The sequence below is a fragment of the Thalassotalea hakodatensis genome (assembly GCF_030295995.1).
In the GTDB taxonomy this organism is placed as follows: domain Bacteria; phylum Pseudomonadota; class Gammaproteobacteria; order Enterobacterales; family Alteromonadaceae; genus Thalassotalea_C; species Thalassotalea_C hakodatensis.
On sequence record NZ_AP027365.1, the window covers coordinates 1,540,061 to 1,563,013 of the forward strand.

A 22,953-nucleotide genomic window follows, 5' to 3' on the forward strand; every position below is an offset into this window, starting at 1 on the left:
TTTTTATGATGATGAAAAAAATAGCCTTTGCGGTAATGTTAGCTGCCACAGGTACAAACGCTCAAGCAGCGGAAGAATTTCAAGTAGAAGACATTCAAGTAAAAGGGTTACAACGTGTAGCACTAGGTGCAGCGTTAACACATATACCTTTTAATGTTGGTGATACATTAAATGAATTTCGTATCTCACAATCGATAAAGTCTTTATATAAGTCAGGGCACTTTAATGATATTTCTGTTTATCGTAATGGTAAACGTGTCATTTTTAGAGTTCGTGAGCGTGAAACTATCAGTGAAATTACTTTTGAAGGTAATAGTGATCTGAAAGAAGAACAGCTTGTTGAAAGTCTAGAAGGGCAAGATATTCGCGTTGGTGAAACACTCGATCGAACGGTTATCACTAACTTAGAATCTGGCTTAGAAGACTTTTATCATGGTGTTGGTAAATATAATGCTGATGTAAAAGCAGAAATTACGCATTTACCTCGCAACCGTGTTAACTTGAAATTTGTTTTTACTGAAGGTGATGCTGCTGCCATTCAACGCATTAATGTTGTTGGTAATGATGTTTTTACTGATGATCAATTACTTGAACGAATAGAATTAACCTATGATTCTCCTTGGTGGGATTTCATGGCGCAAGATCGTTATCAAAAGCAGAAACTACAAGGTGATATGGAAACGATCGAAAGTTATTACTTAGATCGCGGTTACCTTCAATATCGCGTTGATTCTACTCAAGTATCAATGACACCTGACAAAAAAGCTGTTTATATCACGCTAAATGTATCGGAAGGTGAGCAGTACACAGTCAGCGAAGTAGATTTCATCGGCGATATGGCTGGTTTTGAAAAAACTATTCGTGCGATTAACCCTTTACGCGCTGAAAAACTATATAACGGTGCTGAAGTTACTTACACCGAAGAAACAATAAGTAAATTTCTCGGGCGTTTCGGTTACGCTTATCCTAAAGTAACCACGATCCCAGAGATAAACGAAGAAGACAAAACAGTTAAACTCACTATTTCTGTTGACCCTGGAAAACGAATTTATGTAAATCGCATAAACTTTTCTGGTAATAACGTTACTGCTGACCGCGTGTTACGTCGTGAAATGCGTCAAATGGAAGGTGCTTGGTTATCAAACGCTTTGGTAGAAAATTCAAAAGCATGGTTAATGCGACTTCCTTATATGGAAGAGGTTGAATTTGAAACGGTACAATTACCTGAAGAAGATGACTTAGTTGATGTTAACTTTAGTGTTAAAGAACAGCCTTCTGGGTCGTTTACCGCAGGTATTGGTTATGGCTCAGCCACAAAACTAAGCTTAAATGCAGGTATTCAGCAAAATAACTTTTTAGGTACAGGTAACCGTTTAGCCTTCAATATTAATACCGTAAGCTATTCACGTGCTGTGAGTATTTCTTATACAGACCCCTACTTTACTACAGATGCTATCTCACTTGGTGGAACCTTGTTTTACAATGAGTTTGACGCGGGTAGTGCAAACTTGGTGGAATACAACAATAAAACGTATGGCCTAGGGGTAAACTTTGGTTTCCCTATTAATGAATATGTCCGTTTAAACTTTGGTATAGGTTATAAGCATAACGGTATTACTCGATTACAAACGTATGAGCAAATTCAACGTTTTTATGAGTTGTATTCTGATCCAAGTGATCCTGATGCAGGCTTAGCATTTGATAACTTTGATATTACCGCGGCTATTTCTCGTTCTACATTAAACCGTGGTACGTTCCCAACAGCGGGTTCGCAACAAACCTTATCGTATAAAATGACCACGCCTAACTCTGATACTAATTATTTTAAAATTAATTTAGATACTAAGTGGTATTTCCCAATCGCACGTGGCTGGAGCTTTAAAACGAGCTTAAATTTAGGTTATGGTAACGGCTATGATACGATAAACGGTAGTGATCAAATGTTACCGTTCTGGGAGAATTTCAGAGCGGGTGGTGGTTCAGATACCTTACGTGGTTTTGAAACTAACATTGTTGGTCCTCGCGCAATATTTAGGTATCCTACCTCTATTCCAGGAACACCTGACCCTGTTGGCGGCGGTGGTTGCTGTTTAGGACCAGATCATGATGTAATTGACGTATCACAACGTTCAGTTGGTGGTAATGCCATTGCATTAGCCGGTATTGAATTAATTGTTCCTACGCCATTCTTAGATGAAGGCTTTGCAAATAGTGTCAGAACAAGCTTCTTCATTGATGCGGGTAATGTATGGAATACTGAGTTTGATATGAACGATTATCAAGACTTAGCAGCGAGAGAATTGGTAAAAGTAGATGATTATTCAGATGTTGGACGTTTTAGAGCCTCTGGTGGTTTATCTATACAATGGTTGTCGCCCATGGGGCCGATGATTTTTAGTTTTGCTAAAACCCTTAAAGAAGAAGAAGGCGATGATACTAAATTCTTTAACTTTAATATTGGCAAAACCTTTTAAACGAAATTTTAAACCTTATATAAAAATAAATAGAAGCGAATTTACGAGCTAGGAGATTACATTGAAAAAGTTATTTAAATCGGTTGCATTGGCAACAATTGCTTCAAGTGCATTATTATCGGGCGCAGCAAGTGCTGCAGATCAAAAAGTTGCCGTGGTTAATTTTCAACAAGTAATGCAACAAATACCGCAGACTGATGCGTTAAGACAACGATTAGAAGCAGAATTCAAAGATTCGCGTGCTGAATTAGAGCAACTTAAAAAAGATTTTGAATATTTTCAAAATAAAAAAGAACGTGATGCTGAGCTAATGTCAGAAAAACAAAAAACTGATTTAGACAAGCAAATTGCTGATACGTATCGTGCGTACCAGGAAAAAGGTCAAAAATTACAGAAAGACGCAGGTGCATTGCAAAACCAAGAAACTAATAAGCTTTTGGCGTTAATTGGTCAAACGGTTGAGTCGATTGCGGCGAAAGAAAAGTTTGATTTAGTGATCAGAAGAGAAGCGCTTGTATTTGTTAATCCTGATACAGATATTTCTGCACAAGTGATCGAACAAGTGAGTAAGTTACAAAACTAATTTGAATTTATTCATATTTTGAGTTAATTAATAAAGCGCTGTTTTTTAACAGCGCTTTATTTTTTTTTGTTAAATCATATAGAATTACAATGACATTAAACATCGAATTAATAACATTTGATTTAAACAGCGATTCTCTTAACTGATTTGATAAAAAATTAAATGCTGAGGAGGCGCTTTAAATAAAACATTAACCAAAGTACAGGTTAATTAATGCGATAAAAACGTGAAAAAACAGATAAAAATACCGACTCAGCGTATTTTAGTTATCCACATCTGATGTTAAATAGCCTACAATTAATCATATTATTGCTAGAGGCTATTGACCGTTGTTCATCTGTTTTGCAATAGGTTATTTTTAATGCTAACAGAGCTATATGAATCACGTTTGGTATATCCAAATAAAAGCATGCTAATACCGCTACTGTTAACAGTACTATTGTTCAAAGACTGAGACTTAAATTGCTTACTCTATGGTAAAAAAACAGTTGGTTTAGGTGACTAAATGGCACTATTTCCACCTTGAGATAAGCGACATATTCTATCATTCGAATGATTGAACACAGATAATAGACCCTAGGTCCTTGAAAAAAGAAAATTGTTTATCATGAGTTATACACTTGAAGAAATTGCACAAAAAATAGGCGCGACAGTAAAAGGTGATCCTACTTGTTCGGTCAATAAACTTGCGACATTATCAGAAGCTCAATCTGGTGACATCGCCTTTTTATCGAATACTAAGTATCAACAGCAACTTGAATCAACTAATGCTTCTGCCGTTATACTTTCATCAGAGTGTGCTGAAAGTTGCCTAACTAATGCATTAGTAATGAAGAACCCTTACTTAGGTTATGCATTGGTTGCACAGTTACTTGATACAACACCAGCGCCAGCGTCTTCGATACACCCTAGCGCTGTTATCGAAGATGACGTTATTATTGGTAAACATGTTGCTATTGGTGCAAATGCCGTTATAGAGGCCGGTGCGGTGCTCGAAGATAATGTGTGTATTGGTGCAGGTTGTTTTATTGGGAAAAAAGCCCAAATTGGTCGACATACTCAGCTGTGGGCTAATGTCACTATTTATCATAATGTCAATATAGGTAAAAATTGTTTAATACAAGCCAATACCGTGATTGGCTCAGATGGCTTTGGCTATGCAAACGAGCGAGGGAAGTGGATTAAAATCCCGCAACTAGGTACTGTTATCATTGGTAATAATGTTGAAATTGGTGCGAGTACAACGATTGATCGAGGCGCATTAGGTAATACTGTGATTAAAGATGGCGTGATTATCGATAATCAAATTCAAATTGCACATAATGTTACTATTGGTGAAGGTACCGCGATGGCGGCCTGTAGTGTTATCGCTGGTAGCACAACTATTGGAAAAAATTGCACTATCGCAGGGCTTGTTGGTATAAACGGTCATATAACAATCGCTGACGGGTGTATTTTTACTGGCATGACAATGGTTACCAAAGATATACCAAAAGGTGGTGTTTATTCATCGGGCGCACCTTGTCAGCCAAATAAAGAATGGCATAAAACTAACGCAAGAATTAGAAAGCTAGAGGCAACTAATGCTAAAATAAAAGCATTAGAGCAGCAAATAAAAGCACTGACTGCTAACGTAAACTAGGTGTAGTAAACCTAGATAATAAGTAGAAAAGGACATTAAATTGGACACTCAAAAAAACACCATAGATGTAGAAGAAATACGTAAATTGATTCCACATCGTTATCCAATGTTATTAGTTGATCGCGTACTTGATTTTGAACCTGGTAAGTCACTGCATGCGATAAAAAATGTTACTATTAATGAGCCTGTTTTTACTGGTCATTTTCCCGATTTAGCTATTTTCCCTGGCGTGATGATTTTGGAAGCACTTGCTCAAGCTACTGGTATTTTAGGGTTTAAAAGTACAGAAGCGAGAGAACAAGATGAAATGTATCTGTTTGCTTCCATTGATAATGCGAAATTTAAGCACCCAGTATTACCGGGTGATACGATGCACCTACATGTTGACTTTTTGAAAGAGCGACGTGGTATGTGGAAGTTTTATGGCGAAGCCCGCGTAGACGGTAAAGTTGTATGTTCTGCTGATTTGATGTGCGCACGCCGTAAAATGTAATAGGAGTTACTCTTGATCCACCCTCAAGCCATTATTGAAGAAGGCGCAGTCATTGGTCAAAATGTTACGATAGGTCCATGGACCTATATCAGTAAAAATGTGGTTATTGGTGATGATTGCCACATTGGTCCTAACGTTGTGATTAATGGCCCGACTGAATTAGGCAAAGGAAATAAAATATTTCAATTTGCTTCCATAGGCGAGGATTGCCAAGATTTAAAGTATAGCGGTGAGCCAACTAAATTGATTGTAGGCGATAATAATATTTTTCGTGAATCATGTACCGTTCATCGCGGTACCATTCAAGATCAAGGAATTACCGAAATAGGCAGCAATAATTTATTTATGGCTTACACGCATGTTGCTCATGATTGTGTTGTTGGTAATCACTGTATTTTAGCGAATAATGCGTCAATTGCTGGTCATGTACATGTTGGTGATTACGCAATCTTAGGCGGTCAATGCGGTGTTCATCAGTTTTGTCATATTGGTGCTCATAGTTTTGTCGCTGCAACCTCTTTGATTTTAAAAGATGTACCGCCCTATGTCATGGCATCAGGTAATGCGGCAAAGCCTTACGGCCTTAACAGTGAAGGTTTAAAACGCCGAGGCTTTTCAAGTGATGCAATAAAAGCGATTAAAAAAGCTTATCGTAAAGTATTTCGTGCCGGTTTAACCGTAGATGAAGCATTAGCTGTTATTGCCGAAGAAATTCCACAGCAAGAGGAAGTATCACTTTTTACTGATTTTATTAATCAGTCTAATCGCGGCATTATTCGATAATTATGACAACAACGCTTGAAAACACTGAAAATGTATCAGTAAGTGCACCTGTTTTTGGCATTGTAGTCGGCGAACATTCGGGTGATACCTTAGGAGCAGGGTTAATTTCTGCTTTGAAAGTTCATTATCCAAACGCAACATTTGTTGGAATTGGTGGGCCTAAAATGAAGGCACTTGGCTTCAATAGTCTTTATGACATGGAAGAACTTTCCGTCATGGGGATTTTTGAAGTACTAGGTCGTTTAAGGCGATTGTTTAAAGTACGTGATGAACTGGTTGATTATTTTAGTACCAAACGGCCTGATGTTTTTATTGGTATTGATGCACCTGATTTTAATTTAAGACTTGAATTGCCTCTCAAACAACGTGGAATAAAAACTGTTCATTATGTCAGTCCAAGTGTTTGGGCGTGGCGCCCTAAACGTATATTTAACATAGCAAAAGCAACCGATATGGTGTTAAGTCTTTTGCCATTCGAAAAAGCGTTTTATGATAATTATCAAGTGCCATGCACGTTTGTTGGCCATCCGTTAGCTGACGAAATTCCCATGTTGTCTGATAAACAGCTTGCTCGTGAAAAATTGCAATTACCCGATCGTAAAACCCTTGCAATTATGCCCGGTAGTCGAGGCGGAGAGCTAACTCGTTTGGCACCTATATTTCTTGAAGCCGCAAAAACGTTACATCAGCAAGACGCTAATTTGAGCTTTGTTGCGCCCATGATCAGTGATAAACGCGCAAAGCAATTTACTCAAATATGTCAAGACATCGCGCCAACACTTCCTGTTAAGGTTGTCGTTGGAGATACCCAAACAGTAATGGCTGCGAGCGATTGTTTGTTAACGGCTTCAGGCACTGTCACATTAGAAGCTGCATTGATTAAAAGACCAATGATTATTTGCTATAAGTTTAATGCTTTCACTTATCATATGTTTAAAGGGTTTGTGAAAGTGAAATGGTTTTCATTGCCAAACTTGTTAGCCAATAAAGCTCTTTTACCTGAACTTTTACAGAGTCAGGTGACGGTAGAAAATCTATTACCCTTATTAACAGAGCGTCTATATCAGCCACAAGATGATTTAACTCAGGCTTTTACCGACATCCACCATAGTTTACGCTGTGATGCGAGTAAACAAGCAGCGTTAGCTGTTGTCGATTTATGTGAAAGTAAAACATAATATGAGTAAAGTGAAACTAACCTTACCGCCTTTTACCTATCCAATCGCTTATCGTATTGCGGGTGTTGATGAAGTTGGCCGTGGTCCTTTAGTGGGTGATGTAGTAACTGCCGCCGTTATTTTAGACCCTGAAAATCCTATTGAAGGCTTAACCGACTCGAAAAAGCTATCAGAAAAAAAGCGTAATCTTTTATCCGCTGAAATTAAAGAAAAAGCCACAGCTTGGTGTATCGGAAGAGCAACGCCAGAAGAAATTGATACTTTAAACATTTTACATGCAACGATGTTGGCAATGCAGCGAGCAGTTCAAGGGCTTGCTGTTGAACCTGATTATGTCTTAGTAGATGGTAACCGATGCCCAACATTTCTAAGTTCAGATCTTAGCTCAGACGGCAAAATAGCAAGCCAATCGGTTGTTAAAGGTGATTTACGTGTTGCTGAAATTAGCGCCGCGTCTATTATTGCCAAAGTCGCGCGTGATCAAGAGATGGTAGTACTTGATGAACAGTATCCTGAATACGGCTTTGCAAAGCACAAAGGCTACCCAACGAAATTCCATTTAGAAAAAATAGTCGAACTTGGCGTACTAGACTGCTATCGTAAAAGCTTTAAGCCAGTTGCTGCTTTACTAAATCAATAAGTACTAATTAACCGCATGTCAGAATCTCAAGAATTGTCTACCGCATTTTCTCCGCCAAAGTTTGTACATTTGCGTGTACATAGTGACTATTCTATGTCAGATGGTTTAAATAAAGTAAAACCCATCATTGCCAAGGCACAAGAAATGAACATGCCGGCGATTGCTTTAACAGACCAAACGAACTTTTGCGGCTTAGTTAAATATTATCATGCTTGTCATGGCGCAGGTATAAAACCTATTATTGGCTGTGACTTTTGGGTGAAGTCTGAAGAACTCGGTGATGAGTTGTCACGGTTAGTCGTGATATCTACTAACAATGATGGCTATAAAAACTTAACTGAATTGATTTCTAAGGCGTATTTGCGTGGCCATGTGCAAGGTAAAGCGGTGCTCGATAAAGAGTGGTTAGTTGATTATGCACACGGCTTAATTTTATTGTCTGGCGCAAAGGATGGTGATGTTGGTAAGGCCCTTTTAAAAGGCAACCAAACGATGGTCAATTCGATGGTGAGCTTTTATCAGCAGCACTTTCCTGATCATTATTACCTTGAGTTAATTCGTACGGGCCGCGAAGACGAAGAAACTTACTTACACTTAGCGATTGAACTGGCCCAGCAAAATAACCTTCCCGTAGTGGCGACTAATGAAGTTGTGTTTCTCACTGAAGATTTATTTGATGCGCATGAAATTCGGGTGGCCATACACGACGGCTTTACTTTAGATGATAAACGTCGGCCTAAAAAGTATAGCCCGGAGCAATACCTTCGCAGTGAAGCTGAAATGTGCGAATTGTTTGCTGATATTCCAGAAGCCTTAGAAAATACCGTTGAAATTGCAAAGCGTTGTAATGTAACAGTAAGACTTGGCGAGTATTTTCTGCCTGATTTCCCGACGGAAGGGATGAAAATAGATGATTTTTTAATAAAAGTGTCTGAAGAGGGCTTACAAGAACGATTAGAATTTTTATTTGATAAAGATGCTTCCAACTTTGCTGAACTACGCCAACCCTATGATGAACGTTTGAAAATAGAATTAGACGTTATCAATAACATGGGGTTTCCTGGTTATTTCTTGATCGTGATGGAGTTTATTCAGTGGAGCAAAGACAATAATATTCCTGTTGGGCCTGGTCGAGGCTCTGGTGCGGGTTCTTTGGTGGCTTATGCGCTAAAAATTACTGACCTTGATCCGTTAGAGTTTGATTTATTATTTGAGCGATTTTTGAACCCTGAGCGTGTATCAATGCCTGATTTTGATGTCGATTTTTGTATGGATCGTCGTGATGAGGTAATTGATCACACCGCAGAGTTGTATGGTCGTGATGCCGTATCGCAAATTATCACTTTTGGTACCATGGCAGCTAAAGCAGTTATACGTGATGTGGGCCGAGTGCTAGGGCATCCTTATGGTTTTGTCGATCGTATTTCTAAGTTAGTTCCAAGCGATCCAGGTATGACGCTAGCAAAAGCCTTTGAAGTTGAACCTAAGTTGCCAGAAGTTTACGCGCAAGACAGTGACGTAAAAGATTTAATCGATATGTGTCGTACGTTAGAAGGAACTACACGAAATGCCGGTAAACACGCCGGTGGTGTTGTTATTTCACCAACAACGATTACTGATTTTGCTCCCCTTTACTGTGACGATGAAGGAAAAAACCCCGTCACCCAATTTGACAAGAACGATGTAGAAGATGCCGGCTTAGTTAAATTTGATTTCTTGGGGTTAAGAACACTGACCATTTTACAATGGGCTGTTGAAATGGCGAACGATAAGCTAATTAAACAAGGTAAAGAACTTATCGATATAGCCGCGATTCCTCTGGAAGATAAAGCGTCGTTTAAAGTATTACTTGCTGCCCAAACAACGGCGGTATTCCAATTAGAATCGTCAGGTATGAAAGCGTTAATTGAAAAATTAAAGCCTGACTGTTTTGAAGATATTATCGCACTTGTAGCCTTATTCAGACCAGGGCCGCTTGACTCGGGCATGGTTGACAATTTTATCGAACGTAAACACGGCCGAGAAGAAGTCTCCTACCCTGATGTAAAGTGGCAACATGAATCATTAAAACCAATTCTAGAGCCAACCTACGGTATTATTTTATATCAAGAGCAAGTGATGCAAATTGCACAGGTACTTGCTGGCTATACGCTGGGTGGAGCCGATATGCTTCGTCGCGCGATGGGTAAAAAGAAGCCCGAAGAGATGGCTAAACAGCGTGCGATATTTGAGGAGGGTGCAATAAGTCAAGGTGTTGATGGTGAACTTGCCATGAAGATATTTGACTTAGTAGAAAAGTTTGCTGGTTATGGTTTTAACAAATCGCATTCAGCAGCCTATGCCTTAGTGTCGTATCAAACATTATGGATGAAAGCGCACTTTCCTGAACCTTTCATGGCTGCGGTAATGTCTGCTGATATGGACAATACCGATAAGATCGTAACGCTAGTTGATGAATGCAGTAATATGGGGTTAACCTTATTACCGCCAGATGTAAATTCAGGGCAATATAAATTTACTGTCAATGACAACAATGAAATTGTTTATGGTATAGGCGCGGTTAAAGGCGTCGGTGAAGGGCCTATTGAAGCCATTATTGCTTCACGAAATGCTGACGGTCCTTTTGTTGATTTATTTGATTTTTGCGCCCGAGTCGATTTAAAGAAAACCAATAAACGCGTACTTGAACGCTTAATAAAATCAGGTGCTATGGATAATTTAGGACCTAAAACCGATAAAGGTCCACATCGTGCGGCACTTTTTGAAACGTTACCAGAAGCGATAAAGGCGGCAGAACAACATGCTAAAGCGCAAGCGTTAGGTCAAGATGACTTATTTGGCTTAATAAACGAAGAGCCAGATGATACACGCCAAGCGTTTAAAGATGTGCCAATGTGGCCAGAGGAAGTGTGGCTAGACGGTGAAAAAGAAACACTTGGTTTATACTTAACAGGCCATCCAATTAATCGTTATTTAAAAGAAATCAAACGTTACTCATCCGGTCGTTTAGTGTCAATGCAACCAACCGGTAGGGATAAAACTGCAACAGCGGTTGGTTTAGTGTTAAGTGTACGTGTATTGGTCAATAAAAGAGGTCGGCGTTGGGCGTTATTGACCTTAGATGATAAAAGTGCACGCATGGATGTGAGGCTATTTCCTGATGATTATGATACCTTTGCTGAATTGCTTGTTCCTGATGCAATTTTAGTGTGTAGCGGACAGGTCAGCTTTGATGATTACTCTGGTGGTATTACAATGACGGGTCGCGATATTATGACTATCGCTGATGCGCGAGAAAACTATCTGTCTTCAATCGACATCAGTGTAGATCGTAAGGACATGGCGAATAATTTTATCGATCAATTTAGTCAGGTATTATCTGAGTATAAAGATGGTACTTGTCCAATTCGTGTGTTTTATCAAAGAGATGAAGCAAAAGGTATGTTAGAATTGGGTGTACAATGGCGAGTAACTCCCGCTGATGCATTATTGCATCAATTAAAAACACTTGCGGGCGAAGAAAATCTCGCATTACAGTTTAAATAATTAGCGTGTTAAATACACGGTAACTTTTGTTAACGCATAGGTAATAAAAACATATGTCATTAAACTTTTTAGACTTTGAGCAGCCGATTGCTGAACTTGAAGCAAAAATTGAAGAACTACGATTAGTGAGCAAAGGGCAAGAGTTAGATCTTGATCTTGAAGAGCAAATTAATCAATTAAAAGAAAAAAACAAAGAACAAACAAGAAAAATATTTGCCAATTTAGATCCATGGCAAACGGCGCGTGTTGCTCGTCATCCTCAACGTCCATATACCTATGACTATTTGTCGCGTATTTTTACTGACTTTGATGAGCTTGCTGGTGATAGGGCATATGCTGATGATAAAGCAATTGTAGGTGGTACGGCTAGATTAGACGGAAGACCTGTGATGGTTATTGGTCATCAAAAAGGGCGTTCTACGACCGAAAAAGTAAAACGCAACTTTGGTATGCCAAGACCAGAAGGCTATCGTAAAGCGTTACGCTTAATGGAAATGGCCGAACGTTTTAATATGCCAATTATTACCTTTATTGACACGCCAGGTGCATATCCAGGTATTGGTGCTGAAGAGCGTGGTCAAAGTGAAGCGATTGCGAAGAATCTACAAGTCATGGCGCGTTTAAATGTACCGGTTATTTGTACGGTTATCGGTGAAGGTGGTTCTGGTGGCGCCTTAGCGATTGGTGTGGGCGATCGCGTTAATATGCTCGAGTATTCAACGTACTCTGTTATTTCACCTGAAGGCTGTGCTTCTATTTTATGGAAAACAGCAGAAAAAGCCCCAACAGCCGCTGAAGCGATGGGGATAACGGCTAAACGGATCAAAGAACTAGGACTTATTGATAATGTGATCACTGAACCTATGGGCGGTGCACATCGTGATAAAGATGAAATGGCTGCTGTGTTAAAACAATCGCTTAAAGACGGCTTAGCAGAGTTAGAAGGTTTATCGAGCGAAGAGTTAATAGAACTACGTTATCAACGACTTATGTCTTACGGCTATTGCTAATAATGAGGGGCTTAGTGTTAACACATTAAGCCTTTTTCTATGAACAGCATATTTGCTCAGTTCCAACAGCAGTTATTACCTTTTCTTGAGCGGCCTATTTGTATCGCCTATAGCGGCGGAATTGACTCTCAAGTACTTCTGCACCTCTTTTCGAGGTTAAAAAAAGCTACACCAGCAGTGTCAATATTTGCTTGTCATGTTAACCACGGTTTGAGTGAACATGCTGGTAAATGGCAGAACTTCGCTGCCAAACAGTGCGCACTATACGGTATTACGTTTAACACCGAAACAGTTCACTTAGTTAAACAACCTCGACAAAGCCTAGAAGCCATTGCAAGAGAGGCAAGATATCATGTGTTTGATCACATCACACCAAGTAACGCCGTTATTGTTACAGGTCACCATGTAAATGATCAAATGGAAAGCTTTATACTTGCATTAAAACGAGGCTCAGGTGTACAGGGCCTGGCAGCTATACAACCTATATCGCAATTTCGTTCTACAAGTAAAACCTTATTACGGCCGTTGTTAGCTATTTCTCGACAAGAAATTGAACATTATGCACAAGAGCATCAATTGCCATGGGTTGAAGATGAATCAAATAGCGATCAAGTGTTTGACCGAAACTTTATTCGCCATCAAGTAGCTCCCATATTAGAAAACCGTTGGCCTAGCATTGCTCAAAGTATTGCCCGCACTGTTTCACATTGCCAAGAAACGCAACGTTTAATCGATGAAATAGCCAAGCAAGATTTAGCTACGTGCTGTGCTGATAATGCTAAAATTCTTTGCATTGAGGCATTACTCAACTTATCAACAATTAGGCGAAAGCACGTTATTCGCTTTTTTTTAGCTTCACACAAAATAACCATGCCAAGCGAACAGCAGTTGCAACAACTTTTTGCGGGATTAAGTATTGAGTCTGAAAGTAAACGTCAAATTAAAGTCGGCAATGGTTGGCTGCGGCAATACCAAGGGAAGCTTTATTTAACACAAGCTTTTACTGAGTTGCAGCAATGGAAGCATGTGATCGATGTTCAGAAAATAATAGACAGCCCTATAGATATCTCTTTACCTGATAATTTAGGAACACTAAAATTAAGCTATTGCGAAAGTGACTGCTCCACTGCGCAAGTATTTTCAATAGATAAGGCGACTGATCAATTAATCGTCTCTTTTGCACAACCTCATGAAAAAGTGTTACCTGATTACAGACAATATCGTCGTGAAATGAAAAAACTATGGCAAGAGCTTAATGTAGCCCCTTGGCAACGTAAACGCACACCGATGATATATGTTGATGAACAGTTGATCGCTGTGACTAAATACTTTGTCTGTCAGCCTTACGTTAAAGATAAACATCAATTAAATATTAAAGTTGTCTGGCTAGAAGAAACTGAGTCAGGTTAGAATAAACGCATTCGGCAATTTGTCGTCCCCATAAAAAATATTATAACAATCGGAGTTCTTATGAATTTAGTATTAAAGCTTATTGCCGGTATTGTCGCTGGTATATTAGTTGGGCTTTACGCACCCGAATTTATTGTTCAGTTAGTTTTCACTGCGCAAAACCTCATTGGTCAATTGATTAAGTTTACCATTCCGCTGATCATCTTATTTTATATTGCCAGTGGCATAGCCTCTTTACCTAAAGGCTCAGGCTCATTGTTAAGTAAAACGGTAGGCTTAGCCTATGGTTCAACAATTGTTGCGGGCATTCTTGCCTTTTTAGTGGCTAGTAATGTTTTACCTGAATTAACCGCGAGCACGGTCGCAGAAGCCTCTCATGGTGGCACAGCCAAAGGCTTTATCGATATTCAAATAACGCCGCTATTTGATGTGATGACTGCATTAGCGATTGCGTTCATTTTTGGTATTGGTATCAGTGCAACCAATGCTAATTCTTTGAGAACTACGTTAAATGAAGCAAAAGATGTGATTGAGCAATTACTATCAAAGGTAATTATTCCAGCGTTGCCATTTTATATTGCGGGTGTATTTGCTGAAATGACCGTCGACGGCTCGGTTTTCTCAACCTTAAAAACTTTTGGTATTGTACTTGTACTTGCGCTTGTTATGCATTGGATTTGGATCACTGTATTGTATGTAACCACAGGTCTTGCAATTGGTAAGTCGCCTGCAACACTGTTAAAAAATATGCTGCCAGCATATTTTACAGCATTAGGTACTATGTCTAGTGCGGCGACAATTCCTGTGTCACTACGTGCAAACAAAGAGAATGAAGTAAGTGATGGCGTGGCTAATTTTACTGTGCCATTATGTGCTTCAATTCATTTAAGTGGTTCAACAATAACCATTGTCACTTGTGCTACGGCAGTTATGATCATGACTCCAGGGCTATCGTTACCAGGGTTAACTGGCATGTTAGGCTTTATTTTTATGCTAGGTGTTACCATGATCGCAGCACCAGGTGCGCCAGGTGGCGCAGTAATGGCAGCGTTAGGGTTATTAGCAAGTATGCTAGGATTTACTGATGCTGCACTGGCATTAATGATCGCTCTTTATATGGCTCAAGATAGCTTCGGTACCGCATGTAATGTAACTGGTGATGGTGCAATTGCGCTTTGGGTAGATAAGTTTGCCGGCGAAGAAGGGTTAACACCTATCACTGATAAAGAATAAACAAGATTTTATCGAATAGAAGGCCGCGGTAGCGGCCTTTTTTGTGTTTTTTATTTTATATAAAGCCCCTATTTTTATAAGGGTTTTGCAGGCATAATAGCGCAAAATTTTTGAGGATTTATTAATGCCAGTAGAACAAGCTTTGCAAACACGAAGTAATTCACAATGCGAACTTTGCACATCAAAGGATTCATTATCTGTCTATCTTGTACCACCGGACAGTGATGGAAGCGTGCAACAAACAGCTTATTTGTGCGCAGCATGTATAGATCAAATAAATGATGATAAAGAAATAAATCTTAATCATTGGCGCTGTTTAAGCGATAGCATGTGGAGTCAAGAACCGGTGATTCAGGTATTGTCTTATCGCATGTTACATAAACTATCTTCAGAGAGCTGGGCACAAGATGCAATGGACATGCTTTACATAGAAGATGACGTAAAGCATTGGGCTGAACAGGGTATAGCAGCAGAGCAAACTAATGGGCCAACACGTGATTGCAATGGCACTGAATTACAAGCGGGCGATAATGTGACCTTGGTTAAAGATTTAAAAGTCAAGGGTGCCAATTTTATTGCAAAACAAGGAACCATGGTCAGAGGTATTTCATTAACTGATAACCCTGAGCATATAGAAGGTAAAGTAAATGGCACTAAAATTGTGCTTGTTTCAGCTTACTTAAAAAAAGCGTAGTGTAAAATCACATAATACGTGTATTGACTTATTGTCAGCACATGGTCATTATTAGCTTACTTAATGAATTTTATAAAAACGTTGTAAGAATTACATGTTAACTTTTCAGCAAATAGTCCTCTGTCAAACACCTAAACTACGTATTGTCGTTAAAACAATGCGCTGGTGTGTTTTTGCTGCGGAAAGATAACATTCGTTTTTGTCTTAAAACCGCAGTTTTTACTGCGGTTTTTTTGTTTTAATCGCAGCAATAACTGTTTTATACCAATTCGCATAAAGATTAAGTCAGTTCAGAGCGATGTCAGAGGTGGGAGAATAAGCGAAACGTGTGCAGGTATAGTTGTTCTACATCAAACACGTTTTGCGCAATTATCGCGCCTCTAACACGCTCCCAAAGGGCGAGTTTAAACGCTTCATAGCCTGTGTTGTTGATTTTGAAAAGGACGCTACAAGGATGTAGCTTATTAGAGAACGCAGGAGCACGTTCTTCTGAATAACCTTCTCTGCAATCAACGCCGTGTCTCTAAAGCGTTTAATTCTCGCTGAATGACCGAATATTTATGCGAATTGGTATTAATCTCTAAGGAGTAAAGCAATGCGTGTACCGATAGCGTATCTCGCTGTTGTGATAATTTGGTCAACTACACCATTAGGTATAGTTTGGAGTAGTGAGTCAGTGCATCCCACTATGGCTGTACTGTTACGCATGCTTATTGCCTGGCTCATTGGCATGTCGATAATACTGACTTGTCGTATTGCGATGCCTTGGCATAAAACAGCGCTTAAGCTTTATGGGTTTTCCTCTGTCGGCATTTTTGGTGGTATGTCATTTTCATACATGGCAGCCACGTATATTTCATCAGGGTTGATGTCATTAGTTTTTGGATTAGCACCCATTCTATCTGGGTTTCTTGCTCAAAAGATGTTATCAGAACCGCGCTTTTCTTTGACTAAAAAAGTGGCGCTAGTTGCTGCTTTAACTGGATTGTTGATTGTTTGTATTGATAATATCGCGTTAAAAGATGATGCTTATATCGGCATTGGTTTAATTTTAGCTGGCGTGTTCTTTTTTAGTGTGAGTGGCGTATTAATAAAATCTGTACCGATTGCAATAAATCCCATTGCGACGACTGTTGGTGCACTAACCTTTAGCGTTCCGTTATTTTTTAGTCTATGGTTGATTTTTGATGGTTCAATTCCTTTTGAACAATGGCAATTTCGTTCCATTGCGGCGATTATCTATTTAGGTATTTTTGGCTCTCTTTTAGGTTTCATTGCTTATTTCTATGTGTTACAAAAGTTATCAGCTAGTACGGTTGCCTTAGTAACTATGATCACTCCGGTACTGGCACTGATTTTAGGCTATGTTTTTAATGATGAGCAATTAACGCTTAGGATCATAATTGGCGCAATTTTTGTTATTTTTGGCTTATCTTGCTTTCAATGGAGCACAAAGGTTGAAGCACTTGTTACTAAAAGCATGAAACGAAAGGTAACCACAATTGAGTGATGTTTCCACTAATTCATTATCCATTACTTTTCGCAAAGCAGTGGATTCTGATATCAGCTTTTTAATTGCACTTCGTAAAGAAACCATGACTGAGCACCTTTTAACCGCAGGTCTTATGTATACTGATGAGCAACATATAGCCAGAATTACAGAACATTTTGAAGACTCTTATATTATTTGCTTTAAAGATGTTGCGATTGGGCTAATTAAACTCGCACAATCGACAGGTAAATGGCACATCAGGCAATTACAAATTGCGCAAGAATTTCAGGGAAAGGGCTTAGGCACTAAATTGTTAGCTCTTCTGCAAGATAAAGCTTCACAACTACATGTGCCCATTTCATTAAATGTTTTATTTAAAAATCCTGCGATTAAGTTATACAAAAGAGCAGGGTTTGTTGTGGTTGGGGAAAATGCCTTAGAATACCAAATGCTTTGGCGCCCAAAGTAGTACATAACTTTGTTTACCGAAGACCAAGAAACATTCATTGAGTATGAAATAAAAAGAAGTTATTGATAATCAACCCAAGCTTGTAATAAATTTTGATGCAATGTTTCCATTTGAGCGTTAAGTATACTTTGTGCGGAGCTATCTACCGGAAGTTCATCTTTAAGAAAACTTGGCACAATACGAAATACTTTTTTAAATAGCCATAACAATTCATACTGCATATCGTCAAGCTCTTGAAGTTCTTGGTGTACCTCATTAAAGTCGTCATCTTTGATGCTTTCTAACCAATCTAAGGTTTCTGTACTATCAAAGCCACCGCGCTTAATAATGTTATCAATTTGCTGATTTGCATCAAATAAGGCTTTGCTATGCTTGCCTGATACGGTTTTAGGGATGTGAGCAATAAAATCGTTAAAGGCAAGATGCAATTGCATGATTCGGATCCGTTTTAAAATAATCGTTTTAGGGATGGAAATAAAAGTTTGACGATCAATGAGCTCAGCAGTATCTAATTGTGCTCGTTGTAATATGCTATACATCGCTTGATAAAATTCAAATTTAAAGGCATGCATATTAATTTGAAGATAGGGTAAAATATTTGCCATTGATTTTCCTGATTTATCATATTGGTGTGTACGAATATGACAAATTGAATCTGCAAGCCCAACTAATTGTCCCAAATTGCCAAGTTGGCTGTTATGTAATCCCATAGGGTAGCCACTGCCGTCGTAACGTTCATGATGCTCTTTTATGCCACGTAGCACTTCACTGCCAAAGGGGTGAATAAGTTTGGCAATAGCTAAACTTATCTTAATATGCTGCTTGAAGGCATCCCATTCTTTATCAGTAAAATTACTTCGTTTACTGACTAAAGTAGGATCAATATGTAATAAGCCAATATCATGTAAAAGGCCGATATAAAAAATGTGGTTAATTTGCTCTAACGTTAGCTTCATTTCTTTTGCTAACAGGCATGCAAGCCAAGTACTGAATAAGGTTTGTTCAAATAAACCGGGTAATTGAATTTTCATGATGGTTAGCTTTTGCAGTAAAACCCTTGGAATTTGTTTAACTGCGCAAAGCTGATTTAATATACTCGCGAAATTCGTATTGTTGTGAATTTGAATAAGATCTGGGTATTTTTTGAGGAATTGCTGAAACTCCTTTTCTAGTGAAGTATTCGTTAAACATCCTTGGACGGTAATCAATTCGTCGAGCTGGCTTTGCATTTTATGGCCAACCAAGAACTCTTGTACCCGATGTTCAATTGCTGTGCCTTTTGGCACTAGTAACACACCAAATGTATTGTAGATATTTTCTACAGCCACCACTTTATTCGTGGTACTTACATCTGTTAGGTGGTTGATGTAATGTTCGTTATTCTCTACCTTTAAATCCACAGATAGATCCTTAAAGGGTTAACAGATCAGGTAATACTTAAACTATTGAACTATCGTCAGTTATAGCATAAAAGAATGTTAGTCGCGACGGTTTGTTTTGTGAGTTAACGTGAAAATTGAAGGTAATAGGGAGGTAAAAGGATAAAAAACGGCAAATGATAAGCCGTTTTTATATGATTAAGATATATTATTGATGAGATTTACGGTACTTTTCACAAGCTTCTTGGTCTTCACATTCACCGTATAAATATAAGCTGTGATTAGTTAAGCGAATTTTATGATGTTTTGCTACATCTTCTTGGCGTTGCTCAATAACATCATCTTCGAATTCTACAACTTTACCACACTTTAAACACACAAGGTGATCATGATGCTTTTTATGGCTTAGTTCAAAAACAGATTTACCACCTTCAAAATGGTGACGAGTAACAATGCCTGCATCGTCAAACTGGTTCAATACGCGATAAACGGTCGCAAGACCAATTTCTTCATTTTGATCAAGCAGAATTTTATATACGTCTTCTGCACTTATGTGCTGATTGTTAGGATCTTGCAGAATTGCTAAAATCTTAACGCGTGGTAACGTAATTTTTAATCCGGCTCTTTTTAGTTCTTCGTTTTGATCTGGCATGAAGTAACGTCTCAATTGGTCGTAAAGGCTAAAATTATAGTGGGATTTGCCGTGATATTAAAGGGCTATTTAACGATATTTTTTATTATCGTGTTTCAGTTAATTATTTGATCACTTTACAAGAATTTTCTAATCGGTGATTCTCTGAGAATCAAGGCAATATTCTATGAATATGCTTATTAAAAAAGCGTGATCGATTTGTGTGTAATTATCGATACCAAGACAAGAAAAATACTACAAGTTTTCTGGGCTCAGTTTGGGCTTTTCATTTTATAAATGAGCAATTATCTCACCTCTAACACGCTCCCAAAGGGCGAGTTTAAAAGGGTTATAGACTGTGTTATTGATTTTAACAAGGACGCTACAAGGATGTAGCTTATTAGAGAACGCAGGAGCACGTTCTCCTGAATAACCATTCTTTGCAATCAATGCCTTGCCTCTATCCCTTTTATTTCTCGCTAAGTGACTAAATATTTAATTGAGTTGGTATTATTAGAGAACGCAGGAGCACGTTCTCTTGAATAACCATTCTCTGCAATCAACGCCGTGCCTCTAAAGCGTTTAATTCTCGCTGAATGACCGAATATTTATGCGAATTGGTATTATATTAACAGAGTTAAAAAAACCTGCATTAATGCAGGTTTTTATGAGTATTTTATGACAACTTAATCAGCAAGTTCAGCTAAACACATTTCTTCATAAACAAGATTAACCCATTTATCTACACGTTCTTCTGTAAGCTCAGGTTGTCTGTCTTCATCGACACAAAGCCCAATAAAAGTATTTTCATCAATTAACGCTTTTGAGGCTTCAAATTCGTAACCTTCGTTTGGCCAGTTGCCAACAATTATGGCCCCTTTAGATTCACAAATATCTCTAAGCGGTTCCATTGCGTCACAAAAGTATTCTGCGTAATCTTCTTGATCACCTAAACCGAAAATAGCGACTAATTTGTCGGTGAAATCAATTTCTTCTAACTCAGGTAAAAAATCATCCCAGTCACATTGGTTTTCACCGTAGTACCACGTTGGAATACCTAAAATAATCAAATCAAAAGCGGCGATATCTTCTTTGGTGCTTTTGGCAATATCTTTTACCTCAACCATTTTTTTGCCTAATTTCTTTTGGATCATTTTGCCTATCGCTTCAGTGTTACCTGTATCGCTACCAAAAAATAAACCTACAATTGCCATGAATAATAACCTTTTACTTTAATTTTCTTCGCTTGCTAATGCTTTTATGATAAGTGATTCGATAAGTTCACTTCTGTTGCAGCTAGCATTCTGTGCGAGCTGATCTAGTTTTTCTATCAAATTTTGATGAATTTTAAATTCAACACGTTTTAAACCGTTATTTCGGTCTCTTTTTACTTGGTTTCGTTTGTTAATTCGAACCTGAACGCTCCGCGAATGCGGATTGGTTTTTGGGCGACCAGGTCGCTTATCATCACCAAATATGTCGATTGTGGTTAAATCTGCTTCGTGTTTTGCCATGGTTAGCCTAGGCCCTGATTTTCCCAAATAAATTGGATCACGCCCTTGGCAATAAAGCCAGCACAACCTAAAAACAACACGAAGTACACTACGTATTGTCCCATTTTAGGCACATCATTTTTTTTCATAATGTCATGTATAGATAACCCTATGAAAACAAATATAAAAACAAAAAATAAGTTTAAGCCTATTTTTTCAATTAAAGCAAAGTGTTCAGCAAGCATAATTCACCTTAAAAAATTCAGGCGCGACTATAGCACATTGCAAACACCTTACGCATTATTTTTACCATATAAATTATTGCATATGCAATAAAAAAGGCAAATAATATCCTTTAATGAATTTTTTGCAAAAAATCACCGACAATTTTATTAAAAGCAACGGTCTTTTCTGCGTGCAACCAATGGCCAGCACCTTGAATTATCTTTGCTGAAGCACTAGGAAATAGTTGATTGATTCTATCACGATGCTGATGGGTAATATAATTTGATTCACTGCCTTTAATGAATAATGTAGGTCGAGAAAACCGTCGCTCTCCTTGATATGCGGCCATAATTTGTGGATAGCAGTGAGTTAAAAATGCGAGATTACATTTAAAATGAAATTGTTCATTTTGTTTTGTTAAATTACGCAATAAAAATTGTCGAACGCCTGCTTGTTCAACATAATCTGAAAGCGTTACATCGGCATCTTTTCTACTTTCAATGCTATGTAAATCAATCGCATTAAGACCTGCAAAAATTTGCTCATGATGTGGAGGATATGCAGTAGGCGCGATATCAGCAACGATAAGTTTATTAACGCGCCGAGGGTATTCTAACGCTACCTGCATGGCTATTTTCCCTCCCATAGAATGACCTAAAATACTTGCTGTTTCTATGTTTAGCGCGTCCATAGTGTCAATAATGTCGGTCGCTAGTGAGTCATATTCCATATTATTAATCTGTGGGGAGCTACCGTGATTTCTGACATCGACATTGGTAACAGTATAATGCTCGCTTAACGGTTTGGCGACCATGTTTAAGTTTTCTAAGCTACCCAGTAAACCATGTATGAGGAGTAAGTGAGCACCTTGTCCTTGTTGTTGATAATGAAGAATGGCCATGAACAAATAAAAATAATGAATGTTGATAACATTATACTGAATTTCATCAATAAGCTAAATTCCTCTAGAGACTTAGTAATAAGCTCAGTATAATCTTGCTCGCAATTATCGTGGTAAGGTTATTAGATGAAACATATCGAAATAGATGAAGAGTTATATCAATATTTAGCGTCAAATACTCAATATATTGGCGAAAGCGCGTCATCCATATTACGGCGCCTGTTGGCTTTGCCAGGAGAGCAAACGAAAGCAAAGTCGGTTAGTGCCGACAAAGTAACTAAAACATTTTCGGTAGAAAACCAAGTGTCTGCTTCTGCTCCAGTAAAAAATGCAGAAAAGAAAAATGTATTCGATGTTATAAATAAAGAAGAACTCGCTATGCAAAGAGGAGTCGTCGGGCGTTTTTTATTGTTATTATCTGCGTTACATCGTGTACATGGCGAAGCATTTTCTACGGTTTTAGGTATAAGAGGACGAGACCGCTTATATTTTGCTGATAGTGAAAAAGCGTTGAGTGAATCTGGTAGTAGTACAAAGCCACGTCAGATCCCTGAAAGTCGCTTTTGGGTGATTACTAATTCAAATACCACCCGGAAAAAAATGATGATCACCGAGGTAGCAAAAGCCTTAGGCTATGTAGATGAGCAAATAGAAAAAATAAGAGATTTATTATAAAA

At 38.4% G+C, this 22,953-nt stretch carries 21 protein-coding genes; 15 read left to right on the forward strand and 6 right to left on the reverse strand.

What is annotated here, in order from left to right; all coding sequences use genetic code 11:
• The first annotated feature begins 5 nt into the window (after positions 1-5).
• From bamA to QUE72_RS06835, 14 genes are all read left to right on the forward strand, one after another.
• A complete protein-coding gene (gene bamA / locus QUE72_RS06770; RefSeq protein WP_074498428.1) occupies positions 6-2,474 on the forward strand; it encodes an outer membrane protein assembly factor BamA in 2,469 nt (822 codons plus the stop codon).
• A 61-nt stretch (positions 2,475-2,535) separates the two neighbouring features.
• Positions 2,536-3,057 carry an OmpH family outer membrane protein gene (locus QUE72_RS06775; protein WP_286272339.1) on the forward strand — a complete coding sequence of 174 codons (522 nt, stop codon included), beginning with the start codon at positions 2,536-2,538 and terminating at the stop codon, positions 3,055-3,057.
• A gap of 607 nt (positions 3,058-3,664) precedes the next feature.
• Positions 3,665-4,699 (forward strand): UDP-3-O-(3-hydroxymyristoyl)glucosamine N-acyltransferase, encoded by a 1,035-nt coding sequence (gene lpxD, locus QUE72_RS06780; RefSeq protein ID WP_286272340.1) that lies wholly within the window; start codon positions 3,665-3,667, stop codon positions 4,697-4,699.
• A gap of 40 nt (positions 4,700-4,739) precedes the next feature.
• The gene (gene fabZ / locus QUE72_RS06785; protein WP_074498425.1) at positions 4,740-5,192 is read left to right on the forward strand and encodes a 3-hydroxyacyl-ACP dehydratase FabZ; all 453 of its coding nucleotides are present in this window, start codon (positions 4,740-4,742) and stop codon (positions 5,190-5,192) included.
• Positions 5,193-5,204: 12 nt separating this feature from the next.
• Entirely contained in the window at positions 5,205-5,975 is a 771-nt protein-coding gene (gene lpxA, locus QUE72_RS06790; RefSeq protein WP_074498424.1) for an acyl-ACP--UDP-N-acetylglucosamine O-acyltransferase, read from the forward strand.
• A 2-nt stretch (positions 5,976-5,977) separates the two neighbouring features.
• The gene (gene lpxB, locus QUE72_RS06795) at positions 5,978-7,153 is read left to right on the forward strand and encodes a lipid-A-disaccharide synthase (RefSeq protein ID WP_286272343.1); all 1,176 of its coding nucleotides are present in this window, start codon (positions 5,978-5,980) and stop codon (positions 7,151-7,153) included.
• Position 7,154: 1 nt separating this feature from the next.
• Entirely contained in the window at positions 7,155-7,793 is a 639-nt protein-coding gene (gene rnhB / locus QUE72_RS06800; RefSeq protein ID WP_074498422.1) for a ribonuclease HII, read from the forward strand.
• A gap of 15 nt (positions 7,794-7,808) precedes the next feature.
• Positions 7,809-11,339 (forward strand): DNA polymerase III subunit alpha, encoded by a 3,531-nt coding sequence (dnaE, locus tag QUE72_RS06805; protein WP_286272346.1) that lies wholly within the window; start codon positions 7,809-7,811, stop codon positions 11,337-11,339.
• 53 nt (positions 11,340-11,392) lie between these two features.
• Entirely contained in the window at positions 11,393-12,349 is a 957-nt protein-coding gene (accA, locus tag QUE72_RS06810; protein WP_074498420.1) for an acetyl-CoA carboxylase carboxyl transferase subunit alpha, read from the forward strand.
• A 39-nt stretch (positions 12,350-12,388) separates the two neighbouring features.
• Positions 12,389-13,759, forward strand: a complete 1,371-nt coding sequence (gene tilS, locus QUE72_RS06815) for a tRNA lysidine(34) synthetase TilS (protein ID WP_286272347.1) — start codon at positions 12,389-12,391, stop codon at positions 13,757-13,759.
• Between the two features lie 60 nt (positions 13,760-13,819).
• The gene (locus QUE72_RS06820) at positions 13,820-14,992 is read left to right on the forward strand and encodes a dicarboxylate/amino acid:cation symporter (protein WP_074498418.1); all 1,173 of its coding nucleotides are present in this window, start codon (positions 13,820-13,822) and stop codon (positions 14,990-14,992) included.
• Positions 14,993-15,116: 124 nt separating this feature from the next.
• The gene (locus QUE72_RS06825; RefSeq protein WP_286272348.1) at positions 15,117-15,686 is read left to right on the forward strand and encodes a PhnA domain-containing protein; all 570 of its coding nucleotides are present in this window, start codon (positions 15,117-15,119) and stop codon (positions 15,684-15,686) included.
• A gap of 595 nt (positions 15,687-16,281) precedes the next feature.
• A complete protein-coding gene (locus tag QUE72_RS06830) occupies positions 16,282-17,196 on the forward strand; it encodes a DMT family transporter (protein WP_286272349.1) in 915 nt (304 codons plus the stop codon).
• Entirely contained in the window at positions 17,189-17,647 is a 459-nt protein-coding gene (locus tag QUE72_RS06835) for a GNAT family N-acetyltransferase (protein WP_286272350.1), read from the forward strand. The genes QUE72_RS06830 and QUE72_RS06835 overlap by 8 nt, the downstream gene beginning before the upstream one ends.
• 59 nt (positions 17,648-17,706) lie before the next feature.
• Here QUE72_RS06835 and QUE72_RS06840 read toward each other — a convergent pair whose 3' ends face one another.
• From QUE72_RS06840 to QUE72_RS06865, 6 genes are all read right to left on the reverse strand, one after another.
• Entirely contained in the window at positions 17,707-19,047 is a 1,341-nt protein-coding gene (locus QUE72_RS06840; RefSeq protein ID WP_286272352.1) for an HD-GYP domain-containing protein, read from the reverse strand.
• Between the two features lie 187 nt (positions 19,048-19,234).
• Positions 19,235-19,678: a ferric iron uptake transcriptional regulator gene (gene fur / locus QUE72_RS06845; RefSeq protein ID WP_074498413.1), complete on the reverse strand. Its 444-nt coding sequence runs from the start codon at positions 19,676-19,678 to the stop codon at positions 19,235-19,237.
• A 665-nt stretch (positions 19,679-20,343) separates the two neighbouring features.
• Positions 20,344-20,871 carry a flavodoxin FldA gene (gene fldA, locus QUE72_RS06850; protein ID WP_074498412.1) on the reverse strand — a complete coding sequence of 176 codons (528 nt, stop codon included), beginning with the start codon at positions 20,869-20,871 and terminating at the stop codon, positions 20,344-20,346.
• An 18-nt stretch (positions 20,872-20,889) separates the two neighbouring features.
• Positions 20,890-21,171, reverse strand: coding sequence for a LexA regulated protein (gene ybfE, locus QUE72_RS06855; protein ID WP_074498411.1), 282 nt, complete (start codon positions 21,169-21,171; stop codon positions 20,890-20,892).
• Positions 21,172-21,173: 2 nt separating this feature from the next.
• Entirely contained in the window at positions 21,174-21,395 is a 222-nt protein-coding gene (locus QUE72_RS06860) for a DUF2788 domain-containing protein (RefSeq protein WP_074498410.1), read from the reverse strand.
• Positions 21,396-21,505: 110 nt separating this feature from the next.
• Positions 21,506-22,276 (reverse strand): alpha/beta fold hydrolase, encoded by a 771-nt coding sequence (locus QUE72_RS06865; protein WP_286272356.1) that lies wholly within the window; start codon positions 22,274-22,276, stop codon positions 21,506-21,508.
• A gap of 126 nt (positions 22,277-22,402) precedes the next feature.
• Between QUE72_RS06865 and seqA the strand changes: the two genes are divergently transcribed.
• Positions 22,403-22,951 (forward strand): replication initiation negative regulator SeqA, encoded by a 549-nt coding sequence (seqA, locus tag QUE72_RS06870; protein ID WP_286272357.1) that lies wholly within the window; start codon positions 22,403-22,405, stop codon positions 22,949-22,951.
• The last annotated feature ends 2 nt before the right edge of the window (positions 22,952-22,953 follow it).